At 48.3% G+C, this 12,997-nt stretch carries 11 protein-coding genes; 6 read left to right on the forward strand and 5 right to left on the reverse strand.

Going from position 1 to position 12,997, the window contains the following annotated elements:
- Nucleotides 1–23: 23 nt before the first annotated feature.
- Entirely contained in the window at nucleotides 24–578 is a 555-nt protein-coding gene (locus C7I86_RS08435) for a cobaltochelatase (protein ID WP_010872819.1), read from the reverse strand.
- A gap of 191 nt (nucleotides 579–769) precedes the next feature.
- On the opposite strand from C7I86_RS08435, the gene C7I86_RS08440 reads away from it, so the two are divergent.
- From C7I86_RS08440 to C7I86_RS08455, 4 genes are all read left to right on the forward strand, one after another.
- Nucleotides 770–3,022 (forward strand): ATP-binding protein, encoded by a 2,253-nt coding sequence (locus C7I86_RS08440; protein ID WP_010872820.1) that lies wholly within the window; start codon nucleotides 770–772, stop codon nucleotides 3,020–3,022.
- Nucleotides 3,023–3,126: 104 nt separating this feature from the next.
- A complete protein-coding gene (locus C7I86_RS08445; RefSeq protein ID WP_010872821.1) occupies nucleotides 3,127–3,339 on the forward strand; it encodes a hypothetical protein in 213 nt (70 codons plus the stop codon).
- A gap of 185 nt (nucleotides 3,340–3,524) precedes the next feature.
- Complete coding sequence (locus C7I86_RS08450; RefSeq protein ID WP_010872822.1) at nucleotides 3,525–4,046, forward strand: late competence development ComFB family protein; 522 nt, start codon at nucleotides 3,525–3,527, stop codon at nucleotides 4,044–4,046.
- A 203-nt stretch (nucleotides 4,047–4,249) separates the two neighbouring features.
- Nucleotides 4,250–5,101 carry a M48 family metallopeptidase gene (locus C7I86_RS08455; RefSeq protein ID WP_010872823.1) on the forward strand — a complete coding sequence of 284 codons (852 nt, stop codon included), beginning with the start codon at nucleotides 4,250–4,252 and terminating at the stop codon, nucleotides 5,099–5,101.
- Here C7I86_RS08455 and C7I86_RS08460 read toward each other — a convergent pair.
- Together C7I86_RS08460 and C7I86_RS08465 are read right to left on the reverse strand one after the other, a co-directional pair.
- The gene (locus C7I86_RS08460) at nucleotides 5,098–6,396 is read right to left on the reverse strand and encodes a GAF domain-containing protein (protein ID WP_010872824.1); all 1,299 of its coding nucleotides are present in this window, start codon (nucleotides 6,394–6,396) and stop codon (nucleotides 5,098–5,100) included. The genes C7I86_RS08455 and C7I86_RS08460 overlap by 4 nt on opposite strands.
- An 86-nt stretch (nucleotides 6,397–6,482) precedes the next feature.
- Nucleotides 6,483–6,713, reverse strand: coding sequence for a hypothetical protein (locus C7I86_RS08465; protein ID WP_010872825.1), 231 nt, complete (start codon nucleotides 6,711–6,713; stop codon nucleotides 6,483–6,485).
- Between the two features lie 182 nt (nucleotides 6,714–6,895).
- Between C7I86_RS08465 and C7I86_RS08470 the strand changes: the two genes are divergently transcribed.
- A complete protein-coding gene (locus C7I86_RS08470; RefSeq protein WP_010872826.1) occupies nucleotides 6,896–7,975 on the forward strand; it encodes a PIN/TRAM domain-containing protein in 1,080 nt (359 codons plus the stop codon).
- A gap of 59 nt (nucleotides 7,976–8,034) precedes the next feature.
- Here the strand turns inward: C7I86_RS08470 and C7I86_RS08475 are convergent, their stop codons facing one another.
- On the reverse strand, nucleotides 8,035–8,601 hold the full coding sequence (locus C7I86_RS08475; RefSeq protein ID WP_010872827.1) for a hypothetical protein: 567 nt from the start codon (nucleotides 8,599–8,601) through the stop codon (nucleotides 8,035–8,037).
- A 274-nt stretch (nucleotides 8,602–8,875) separates the two neighbouring features.
- On the reverse strand, nucleotides 8,876–11,398 hold the full coding sequence (locus C7I86_RS08480) for a DUF5777 family beta-barrel protein (protein ID WP_199303600.1): 2,523 nt from the start codon (nucleotides 11,396–11,398) through the stop codon (nucleotides 8,876–8,878).
- Nucleotides 11,399–11,590: 192 nt separating this feature from the next.
- Between C7I86_RS08480 and der the strand changes: the two genes are divergently transcribed.
- Nucleotides 11,591–12,949 (forward strand): ribosome biogenesis GTPase Der, encoded by a 1,359-nt coding sequence (gene der / locus C7I86_RS08485; protein WP_010872829.1) that lies wholly within the window; start codon nucleotides 11,591–11,593, stop codon nucleotides 12,947–12,949.
- Nucleotides 12,950–12,997: the final 48 nt, after the last annotated feature.

Genomic DNA, 12,997 nt, shown 5'->3' on the forward strand with positions numbered 1-12,997 from the left:
GTCTACAGTGGAGTGAGAATTGTCTAAGGACGATAAATCCCCACTTTTGGCACCATTTGGGGGGCAGGGGGCCGATAATTGCGACCAAAACCGTAGTCCCCCAACCACATCAAGCCATGGCGAATATTATCCGTTCCCCCCTCGGCAAAATATTGCCACAGGCAATGGACTGCGGTGAGGGGCACTGTGGACTGGTTCATCAGGGAGGGATCTGGGCGATCGTCCCCCGGCAAGACAAATAATTTCAGATCTGGTTTGGTTACCGTTAGTTCCCCCAATACTTCCAAGCCGTAGGGCCAATAGCTTTTTCCCCCCAACAGCCGCACCACAATTACCTCTGCTTGGCCCAATACCCGATCGCCGTAGTCATCGAGGGAAAAAGACTGTTGCAAATTCAGCAGATTACAAACCCGCAGATCGGGAAAATCCCCGGGCAATCGGGGCCACACCCTGGCGATTGCCTGGATATCAGTGTCAGCGGCGGTTAAAAAAATTAGCGGCGCAGGAGTTTGCTCAACGATAATAACCCCTTCCATGGCCGGGGTCCAACCACCGGGAAGACTAGCAAGACGATGCATAATAGTTGAAAATATATGGAGATAAATCCATGGACTGACAAGGGCTAGATAAATAATTTCCTTAAAAAAATCTTAGATCTTTAAAAATACTTAGATTTTGAAGGGTTAGGCAAAAACCTAGGCATGATGGAAATAGAAATCCATGGGGCTTGGTCGTTGAATGCCGCCGCCCAGTCTATGTTCAATTCGGCATGCTACCCGCTTTTTCCCCCATTTTCCGTCGACTCTTACCTGCTGTCACCTTTGAACGCTTGCTCCGTTTTTGGCGTACCCTGGCCCAACAAACAGGAGATGGGGTGCAGTGTTTTGTGGGGGATTTGCCCAGTAGTTTGAAGCCTCCCCCTGGGCCATCGGTGCTGGAGGCAGAGGTTGACCACCGTTTTGCCCTCCTGGTTAGTCCAGGGCAATGGGCCCTGTTGGAAGGAGAACAAATTTCTCCCCACCATTATGCGGTGTCCATCACTTTTGCCCAGGGTATCATCGAAGACTTCATTCAAAAGCAAAATTTGCCCGTGGTAGCGGAAGCCATGCCCCACCGGCCAGAGACTCCATCTGGTCCCACCATTGCCGAACAATTGACCCTGGGGCTACTAGAAATTCTCAATAGCGACAGCACCAGCTTTTCCCCAGAGCCTTCTCTCCAGGACAGTTTGCAGGCTAGTCAAGTCAAACTTTTGAGCCAGGTTATTGCCCAAATTCGCCAAAGTTTAGACCTGTCGGAAATCCTCAACAATGCGGTGACGGCAGTGCAAAAATTTCTCTTTGTCGATCGCCTAGTTATTTACCAATTCCACTACAGCCAACCATCCCTAACACCGCTCGAGGAAAATCAAATTCCCGCCCCCAGGCCCCGCCAGCAATATGGAGAGGTGACCTACGAAGCCCGGCGATCGCCAGAAATTGACACCATGTTGGGCATCATGACCGAAAACGATTGTTTTTCCCAGGTCTTCAGCTACGAACAGAAGTATCTTAAGGGCGCCGTGGTGGCGGTCAGCGACATTGAAAATCACTACTCTTCTTCCTACTGTTTAGTCGGGCTGCTGCAACGCTATCAGGTCCGGGCTAAATTAGTTGCTCCCATTATTGTTGAAGGACAACTTTGGGGTTTGTTGATTGCCCACCAGTGTCACCACCCCCGGCAATGGTTGGATAGCGAGAAGAATTTTTTAGGCCAAATCGGCGAACACCTAGCTGTGGCGATCGTGCAATCCTTGCTGTATAGCGAAGTGCAAAAACAAAAAAATAACTTTGAAAAGCGAGTAATTGAACGGACCAAGGAATTGCGGGATACCCTCATGGCGGCCCAGGCAGCTAACCTCCTCAAAAGTCAATTTATCAATAATATTTCCCATGAGTTACGCACTCCTTTGACCAGTATTATCGGTCTTTCTGCTACTTTGTTAAGATGGTTCGACCATCCCGCTTCCCTACCCCCAGCTAAGCAACAATATTACCTACTAAATATCCAAGAAAACGGTAAAAAACTGCTGGATCAAATTAACAGTATTATCCAACTGTCCCAGCTTGAATCCGGCCAAACAGCCCTCAACTGTCAATCTTTTTCCCTGCATACCCTAGCCCAGACAGTGATTCACTCCCTGTTGGGGGTGGCAATTAAACAACAAATTAATTTAGAGCTAGATTACCAAATTAATGTGGGCCAAGACCAATTCTGCGCTGATCAGGAAAGACTTGACCAAATTCTGACCCAATTGCTCAATAATGCGCTGAAATTTACTCCGGCGGAAGGCACAGTTATCCTCCGCATTTGGAAAGAAAGTAACCAGGCTATTTTTCAGGTGGAAGATACGGGCATTGGCATCAATGAACAACAGTTGCCGGTGTTATTTGAAGCTTTTAAAGTGGCGGGGGACAGCTACACTAGCTTCTATGAAACCGGTGGCGTCGGCCTGGCCTTAACCAAGCAGTTGGTGGAACTCCATGGCGGGTATATCGAAGTGGAATCTAGCCCTGGGCAAGGGACAATTTTTACCACTGTAATCCCCCAGCAGAATTTCCCCCCAACCACCAAGGGACAAGTGCAGGATAAGTTGGATGCCGCCATGCCCTTTAATTCCAGTGTAATTGTCATCGAACAGGATGAGGAAATTGCCACGCTGATTTGTGAATTATTAACTGTGGCTAACTATCAGGTCATTTGGTTAATTGATACTACGAATGCTTTGCAGCAGGTGGAACTGTTACAACCGGGTTTGATTATTGTGGATGGGGATTTTGTCGATGTAACGGAAGTGACCAGGGGTATTAAAAAGTCCCGGCGCATCAGTAAGGTCACGGTTTTTCTGCTGAGTGAGTCCCTATCCTCAGCGGAGTGGCAGGCCTTATCCCAAAAAGGTATTGACGATTACTTGCTCAAACCCCTCCAGCCAGAATTACTTTTACAACGGGTGCAGAGTATCCAGCAGGAACCCCTCCGCTAAATTTTTTACGATTAATGCTTGGACTATAGATTAATGTTTTTTGGAGTTTCTATCCTCGAAATACCGATAAGATATTAAGATTGAGGGGAATTGCAGGAAAACTGATGAGCAGATTTGATAGCGGATTACCCAGTGTCCGCCAAGTACAGCTTTTGATCAAGGATCAAACCCCGGTGGAAATCAAACTACTAACGGGGGATTCCCTCTTCGGCACCATTCGTTGGCAAGATACCGATGGCCTAGGGCTAGTCGATGACTCTGAACGTTCTACCATTGTGCGCCTAGCGGCGATCGCCTACATTACTCCCCGCCGTTAGGAATTAATCATCCAGTCAAAGCAGTTATAGCCATTGGGACGATTAGGCAATATTGTCAAACCATTTCTTTATGGCCCGTTGATAAAACTGAGCTAATCTCCAATCTCTATAACCACCATCTGCCACATAACTCTGTACTTTTTTCCTCCGCCAATCAGCCTTTCTACCCCGCACTAAGCCCCCCCATGAGCATCCAAGAAATCTTTACCAAAGCCCTCCAGGATGGATACCTCACCCCCGCTATGGAAGCAGAAGTGGGACGTCTTTGTGAAAGTGGAGTGGATTTAGACCAAGGGGAATACGAAGCGCTCGATCGCCTGATGGCGGCCCTGTTGGCTGGGGACGTGGTGGCCATGCCCCACAAGAAATTTATTAACGTCATGGAGGAAATGGTCCTCACTGAGGTGGTTTCCCAGGTGTCTAAATATCAGAAGACCACGGAAAAACAACCCGATATTGCCGACATTGCCGCCTATGCCCTCAACCGCCTACCACCACTGTACGCCACCTCCGAAGAGGGCGCCGAATATCAACGGCAACGGGCCTCTGAAGAACTGGAGTTTCTTATTCAACAACAGGTGAAAGATGGCTTGGGCAGATATTTTGATCGGCCTCAAATCGCTGACCGTAAGCCCCTAGAACCATTAGTGAAACAGGATCTGATCAGTCAAATGGCATTGTTATTGGAAGCCCTAGCCCAGGATTGAGCGCAAAATAGCACAAATTAAGAACTGCCATAGGCCATAGTCTTAGCCCCAGTCTCCGGCCATAGGATTAATTTATCTGCTGGTGATTTTCCCTGACTTAATCGTGTTTTCCAACAGGTTTTACCCTGGTTGGTTCCGGTTATCTTCATACTTTTTTAGGGGAACCACCGCCGATGTTGTGGATTAATTGGGCCTAGTGCAAGATGGGTTTTCGTCGCTATCAAAGTTTGTTTGCTTGGATTTTAACCGTTGTTCTCACCGCCACTGTCACCGTTGCCATTGCTTCCCCGGTACGGGCCCAGTCCTGGATGAATTTATTGCTCCAAGGATTACAGGTGATTCAACTTTCCAATCTTTCTGACCAGCAGGAAGTACGGCTAGGGCAACAGATTAATCAGCAACTTTACCAACAAGGAGAATTTCGTCCCCACGGCGATCGCCAATTGCAAAGTTATATTAACGAAATTGGTCAACGGTTAGCCCGGGCCAGTAGTCGCCCCAATATCCCCTACACATTCCAGGTGGTAGATGACCGCAGAATTAACGCCTTTGCCACCATGGGGGGCTTTGTTTATGTGAATACCGGCTTGATTGCCGCCGCCGAAAATGAAGCGGAATTAGCCGGTGTCATTGCCCACGAAATTGCCCACATTGCCGAACGCCATGCCGTGACAAGAATGAGGGATGTGGGTCTTTCCCAAGGATTAATTTCCGCCGCCGGTATGCGGGAAAATAATATTGTCCAGATGGCTATGCAACTGGGTTTCAATCTGCCCATGAGTAGGGAAGATGAATTAAGCGCCGATGCCATGGGGCTAAGGAACCTCGTGCGGGCTGGTTATGCCCCCGTAGGCATGGTTAGTTTCATGGAAAAATTACAACGGCAGAGTGGTGCCGCTCCAGAGTTTCTTAGCAGTCATCCCCTCACCCAAAATCGCATCACTTCCCTCCAGAGGAGTATCCCGTCCCAATACCTCTACCAAGGAGACGGATTGGATCCCCAGGCTTATAGCCGACGCATTGGCCGCCAATCCTCTGCCCCCACCCTGCGTTAGGGTAATTCCTCTAGTAAAACAGTGAAAGTGACGGTGGACCCCAGTCCTTCCCCCATGCTAAAAAAGGCCACTTTGCCCCCCATGGTTTCCACCAACTTTTGAGAAATTACCAGCCCTAACCCCGTACCTCCATAGGCTTTGGAATGGGAGCCATCAATTTGCACAAATTTTTTAAATAATTTGGACTGTTGCTCGAGGGAAACTCCAATGCCCGTATCTCCCACGCTCACTTTTAATAATCCTGGTTTCTGTACACCTTCCCAGAGCACAGTGCGGGGCATTACTTCCACGGCCACTGTAATACCTCCTTCGTGGGTAAATTTGATGGCGTTGCCGACAATATTGAGCATCACCTGCAGTAACCAACGCTGATTGCCATACACCAGCAGAGGGCCTTGGTTGGGGGCAGTGAGATTAAAGCTGAGGCCCTTATTTTGGGCCTGGGGCAGGGCAAAATTTTCTGTTGCCTGGAGCACTTCACTAAAGTCCACCACTTCCAATTCAATGCCCACTCGACCCGCTTCAATTTTGGCCAGGTCGAGAATATCATTAATTAAATTGAGCAATAACAGGGCAGATTGGTAGGCTTCTTCGACGAATTCGTGTTTTTCCGCCTCTGAATCCGCCATGTCGTCTAAAATTAGCCGCAGAAAACCAATAATGCCATTTAATGGGGTGCGGAGTTCGTGGGTGGTGCTGGCCAGAAATTCACTTTTGAGCCGGGATGCTTCTTCTGCCGCTTTGGTGGCCTGGGTTAGTTCTTGGTAGAGGGTGGCATGGGCGATCGCCGTGCCGGTTTGCTCGGCCAATTCCTGAAGTAGGGCTTCTGTTTCTGGATGCCAGGGACCAGGGGCCGGACCAACTTGTTGCAAACACAGATAGCCGTTGGCTTGGTCCTGGTAGAGGGTGGGGAAAATCCACAGTCCCCCCAAATCCTCCCCTTGAAACTGGACATTGTAGAGAGTGATGGGTTGGTGTTGCTCGAATAACTGCCGCCAAATTTCACTTTCCTCCGGCACAATTAGAGCAGCGAAGGCGGTCACTGTGGGCTGACAGAATTCTGCTTCAATCTGCAGGTGGCGACTTTGGAAATCCTTTGTCAACAGTAGGCAACGGCTTACCCCCAAGGTAGAGCCAATACTATCCACTGCCTCTTGCCAAATGGTGGGCAGATGGAGGCTATTGCGTCGGATCCTTTTGGCGATCGCCGTCAATTGGGAAATAACCGGGGGATGCAGAGGATCCAAAGAAGAAAATCTGAGGGTGGATTCCGTCAAATCGCTCGGCTGTCCCATGTCAAAAAGTGGTTAGGTAATGGAGTCAGCGGAGGAAATAGCATAATCAACCATGGGGTCTATTTCTCCCGTAGGAAGTCAAAAAATTAGTCGTTCCACTCTCCCCGGGGAGGAACAGGGGGATTGCGGCGTAAATTGCGGGTTAGCTCATCGTCCCGTTGTTTTTCACCCCGTAGCCACTGCTTCACAGCCATTTCAATTACCCGATTTGGCTCATTGGTCAAATGCTGAATTTGATCCATTAGATCCGAGTCCAACTGAATGGAAACTTCTATTTTTTCAGAGTCCCGAAGCGAGGCGGTGGTATTGTCATTCATGGCGTTAGAAACGAGGTCTTCACCAATTATAGTATCCCATCAGTTTCAGGCCAGGCGGATATAATATATGGAACTTCAGGAAAAGTTACCAATTGGGAAAGTCCGTCCAGATTGAACAATTTTTGTCAACATCCCCCTTCCTGCCACCTCCAAGTTATCAACGCCAGTTTCATAACTCCACCATGTTAGACGCCGTCATTATTCTCCTCTCCATTTTCACCTTTGCAGGGGTCGGCTTCGCCGTGGTGGACCTGTTACCGGATTCCGTACAGATGCAAATTTCCAACATGGAGGCCCTGCGTTGGCTGGCGGCGGGTTTCATGTCCATTATTGGTCTGGCGATCGGGTTAGTGGCCCAAACCACCTATCGCAGATTGGAAAATCAGATTCGACAAACTCCCATTGAGACAATTCTTACCAGGGCAGTGGGTTTGGTAATTGGTTTGTTGATTGCTAATCTCATGCTAGCTCCCATCTTTCTACTGCCCATTCCAGGGGAATTTTCCTTTATTAAGCCCACCCTGGCAGTGTTTGGCAGTGTGGTTTTTGCTTTTCTTGGTATCAGTTTGGCCGACACCCATGGCCGCACCTTCATGCGCCTAATTAACCCCAACAGCATTGAAACCATGTTGTTGGCCGAGGGCACCCTCAAGCCCATCCCGCCTAAAGTTGTTGATACCAGTTGCATCATCGACGGTCGCATTGAGCCCCTATTAGCCACCGGCTTTATTGAAGGGCAGGTATTAGTGCCCCAATTTGTCTTGGCAGAACTGCAACAATTAGCCGATGCCAGCAATGACCAAAAACGGGTGCGAGGCCGGAGGGGATTAGATATTCTCGGCAGTATCCAGGCGGATTTTCCCGAAAGCATCGTTATTCATTCCGCTGACTATGACGACATTGCCACGGTGGATGCCAAATTAGTCCATTTAGCCCAAGAAATCAATGGCATTTTGCTCACCAATGATTACAACCTCAGCAAAGTTGCCAACTTGCAAAAAGTCCAAATTCTCAACGTGAACGATTTGGCCCAGGCAGTGCGGCCCATTTACCTACCAGGGGATTCTCTGGAGCTAAAAATCATCAAACAAGGCAAGGAAGCTTCCCAGGGAGTAGGTTACCTAGAAGATGGCACCATGGTGGTGGTGGAAGAAGGGCGCAACTATGTAGGGTCAGAATTGCAGGTCATTGTCACTTCAGCTTTGCAAACCTCCGCCGGTCGGATGATTTTTGCCAAACCCCCTTCAGTGCTGGCTTCTTAGGTCAAAATTGGCAGTTTTTCAGAAACGGCAAAACGATTTCCCATCAGATCCGCTTTTCCCTAGGGAGCATCCTGCCATTCTGGAGACAACGTAATAAAGTCAAAAACTTCTGCCCCGGGGTGACAGGTGATACAGGTCTTACTTGTGACTTCCTCCGGCATAGGGGCCCGTGGATGTAGAGCTTTGAAAAAGCGTGATTTTTCCGCATAGAGGGGGACTGGGTTATTTGGAGGCAGTGGTCGAGAAAACGTACTCACATAATCCCAAATCAGCAATTGGGTCAGGCGATTAATGTTAGGAATGCTGACCCCATAATGGACATCCGGACGACGCAAAATCTCCTGCCAGGAATCCAGGGGTAAGACTTCCGGTGGCAGGGCAATGTGACAGCCAGTACAGGTTTCGATGTAGGACTCGAAACCAGGAAGGTAACGGGTAGGAATCGGATCGACGGAACGGGGATTATCAGGGATAACTGGGGGCAAATTCTGGGGAATGCTTGCCTGGGCCATTAGATCATTGGCTGGTTGACCATGGGGAGCCCACGTCTGGGCCATAGCCCAACCACCACCAAGGGAAAGGAAAACGATAACTAATCCTGTCAGCACCACTGGCCAAATTCGCATGGTTGTTTCCGATTACGCCAATCCGTCAATTAAGATCATTTGTCTGGTGACATGACCTGAAGACCCCACAATTTTAGCAGTCCCTACCGGCACATCGGTTTTTCCGCTCTGTCCCGAACCCGCAATTCATGGCCGTGCTTTTTGGGAATCCATCAAAGCATAGGGCGCCATGACCAATGGTATTGGGGAAAGCCGCCATAAAGCTTAAATTCCCCCATCATCGAAAACTCAAACTCAACATTTGTGTCCCTGATGGAAAAAAGAAAGAGATTGGCTATTTACTAGAGCCCTGGCCAAAGCGCCACTGGATACCGGCAGAGAAACGGGTGCCAGGCTCCGCTATCAATTCTCCTAAATCAAGCTGACTGGTGGCATTGGTGCCCATTAAATCGATCGCCAAGTTTTCCAGGGGGAATAGTCTTAAACCAGCAGACCATACTAGTCTTTCCCCGGTGACGATGGGGGTAATTTCAGCAATCAATTGTATGACAGGGGAAATTTGATAATTTGCCCCCAATCCCAATCCCACAGGAGTTTTGCCACCGGTTATTGCAGCCTTGGGAGAAAAGAGCAAAGCTAATTGATTATTGACTTCATACATAAAAGGAAATTCAAGCATAAAATATCCCTGTTCTTCTTCACTAATATCGCGACCACCAGTTAAACGGCCACTAATTGACAGGGGATCGCCATCGGCTTGGTTTAAAAATGCAAGCTTGCCCCCTAGGCGCCATTGGGTAGCGGTTCCCTGGGATGAGTCTATGACCGACTTGGTATCAAAACCGCCAATGTAGGAGAGCAGTAACTCCATTTGGAAATTTTGCAAGACGCTATAAAAGATCCCGCCGCCGATACTGCCCCCGGTATCCGCTGTAAACCTTACGCCGAAATCATCGGTGGGAAAAACATAGGGAGTAGTTAGCGTAAACCAGTCAAACAATAATCTTTTTTGCCGGTCGTTATAGTCAACATGATAAATTTCTTTGGCAAGGGGAGCTATCTTAAACTGGGCTCCCAATAGAATTTCATTGGCGGCGGTGGGCAAAGTTAAGATGCCAGTGGCCGGGGTGCCCCCAAAGGAGTTAGTTAAGCTCAACTCAAAACCGACGGCTTTACTAAAGGCGTAATTAGCGCCGACAGACCAAATGGGGGTTTTGGATATTTCCCTAGATGTGTTGATAGAATTACCGCCGGATAAGGGAACTACGGTATTGCCAAAAAGGGAAAGTTGCTCGGAAACGCGCCAATTTGCTCCCAATCCGACGCTAAAGACCGTGCCGTAAAAGGGAATGCTATTGAGACTATCAGAAAAAATATTAACTGCCGGCGTAAAAGTAACCTGAAACTGTTCGCTCAAGTTATAGGAAATGGGGAGTTGTACAGTTCCCGCAACAGTTCTACTCAAGGTGGGGGAATTAGCATTATTAAATAGTCCAGGACCACTGTAAATTTGGAATTGTTCAATGGAGCCTAAAACGCTGATACCCCAATTTTCATCGCTGTAAATGTTGTATTTTAAGTTAGGACCAGTTGATTGATATAACTGCTCGATAAAAGCTCCATTAACGGCATTGTAGGTGGGGTCGTCGTTGTACATGAAAGACCAGCCTATTTGGAGGTCGTTAGTGAGTCCCCAATCAGCGTAGATAAAATAGGTTTGATTGCCCATGCCTGGCCCACCAAAGGTTTGGGTTTGGCCAAACGCGCCCAATACCTGTCCTTGCAAAAGCTGGTTAGCGGTGGGCAGGTTTAATATTCTTAAGGGTTGACGCAATAAAGGTGTGGTAATTTCAGATTCTTCTGGGGGAGATTCTTCTACCACTTCCTCTTGGACAAATTCAACAGTATCCAGAGTTTCGGTTTCTGTGACTTCGACTTCTGTTACTTCTATTTGATCAGTTTGAACTACTGCCAATTTTTCTTGATTACTATCATTTTCTCTCTGGGTTTCTAGAACGTTTACAGTACTTTCTTCGGAAGAAATTGTTGGCTCAATGGGGCCAGTAATAATGTCGAGGCCATTGGTTTGGTTAAGGTCAGAAGATTCTTCTGTAATCCCATTCTGGGCAGATTCAGTAGTGGTTGTCTCCACACTTGTTTCTTCTACCCTTGCTCCGTCGATCGCCGTTGTTTGGGAAAGTATCAAAGTTTCTTCAGGAGATAATTCCCCCTGACTGACCTCATCCTTAATTTCTAAGGTTTCCGCTGTGTTGGCGATCGCCGTGGGAGCTAGGAGTAAACCTTGGTTATGGGAGCGGACAGTCCAACTTTGTTCCTGGGCATTAAGACTAACTTCCACCACACCCCGGTCTAATTGTTTAATTCTGAGGCGACGTTTCATCAGAGTGCCATCGGGGCCAGCATTATCTTGATTAATGGGGATGGAATCGGCTAATTTCACCCCTTCTACCACCAGAGCTAAACGATTGGTGCGGGAATCTAGGGTCAACTCAGCGGCGGTTTGTTGCCCGTTAATGTGCAAAATTACGTTATCAACGGTGAGGGTAACGGCTTGGAGAACGGCAAAATTATCCTCCTCTGCTTCGACCATTAAAATGGAACGACCACCGGATCGACTGGGGCGTTGGCTAACTAGGGTTGCAGGGGAAAAGGAAATAGTAGAACTGTAATCATTGTTTTGAGTGAAGACAGGGGAAATTTTTTGATTGGGAAATGGGGGATCAGCCAAAGCCGACGGAGAACTGATACCATGGTGATCCGTGTTACTGCTCCAGGCCCCAAGCACTAACCATGCTCCTAGAAGACCAAGCATCTGGGCCGGCTTTTTGAAAGTCATGCGGTTGTTCCTCACTCAAAACTCACACCAATTAGAAGACATAATATCCCTATTCTTTCAAATACGCATTAACTTTAATTTAAGTTCGGAATACTTAATTTTCCCCTTTTCTCTAAACTTATTCAACGGCGATCACCACAAAGCCACGGATTTCTCTTCACTTATTCTCAATTTTTTGCCTTTAAATTTTTTATGTCCCTTCCCATCGTCGCCATTATCGGCCGCCCCAATGTGGGTAAATCCACCTTCGTTAATCGTTTAGCCGGCAACCAACAAGCCATTGTCCATGATCAACCCGGCATCACGAGGGACCGTACCTATCGTCCAGCTTTTTGGCGAGACCGAGACTTCCAAGTGGTGGATACGGGGGGGTTAGTGTTCAACGATGACAGCGAATTTTTACCCGAAATTCGAGAACAGGCTAACCTAGCTCTAGCGGAAGCGAAGGCAGCTATTTTTGTGGTAGACGGCCAACAGGGGCCCACTGCCAGCGATGAAGAGATTGCCCAATGGCTCCGGCAACAATCCGTTCCGGTCATTTTGGCGGTGAATAAGTGTGAATCCCCCGACCAAGGTGCTATCCAGGCGGCGGAATTTTGGCATTTGGGGCTGGGGGAACCCTATCCCATGTCGGCCATCCACGGCAGTGGTACGGGCGATTTACTTGATGCCCTGTTGGAATATTTGCCCGCCCCCCAAGAGGAGCCGGAAGAAGATGAGATCAAAGTGGCGATCGTTGGTCGTCCCAATGTGGGTAAATCCAGCTTGCTCAACGCATTAACCGGGGAACAACGGGCTATTGTCAGCCCCATTTCCGGCACTACTAGGGATGCCATCGATATGGTGGTGGAGCGCAACGGGCAGAAATATCGCTTAATTGATACGGCAGGCATTCGGCGGAAAAAGAATGTGGACTATGGCGCCGAATTTTTTGGCATTAACCGGGCTTTTAAGGCCATTCGCCGGGCCGATGTGGTGTTATTTGTACTAGATGTTTTGGATGGGGTAACGGAGCAGGATTTGAAATTGGCGGGGCGCATCATTGAAGATGGCCGAGCAGTGGTGCTGGTGATAAATAAATGGGATGCGGTGGAAAAAGATTCCTACACCATCTACGAGCACAGGGAACAGTTAATGGCTAGGCTTTATTTTATGGATTGGGCCGAAATGATTTTTGTCAGTGCCCAAACCGGCCTAAGGGTGCAAAAAATCCTTGATTGTGTGGATATTGCCGCCCAGGAACATCGCCGTCGGGTCACCACCGCTGTAATCAATGAAGTGTTGGAAGAAGCCGTTAGTTGGCATTCTCCCCCCACCACTCGCCAAGGTAAACAGGGCAAAATTTATTACGGAACCCAGGTTTCGACCCAACCACCGGCGATCGCCTTATTTGTTAATGATCCCAACCGGTTTAACGATAATTACCGCCGTTACATTGAAAAGCAATTCCGTAAACAACTGGGCTTTTTTGGCTCCCCCATTCGATTATTCTGGCGGGGTAAAAAAGTGAGGGAAATGGAGGGTAGTCGCAACCGGGCTACCAAAGTCTAAAACTTAAAACAGTTGACAATTTACAGGGATACCTAACAATTGTCATTG

The sequence above is a fragment of the Synechocystis sp. IPPAS B-1465 genome, assembly GCF_003015225.1.
In the GTDB taxonomy this organism is placed as follows: domain Bacteria; phylum Cyanobacteriota; class Cyanobacteriia; order Cyanobacteriales; family Microcystaceae; genus Synechocystis.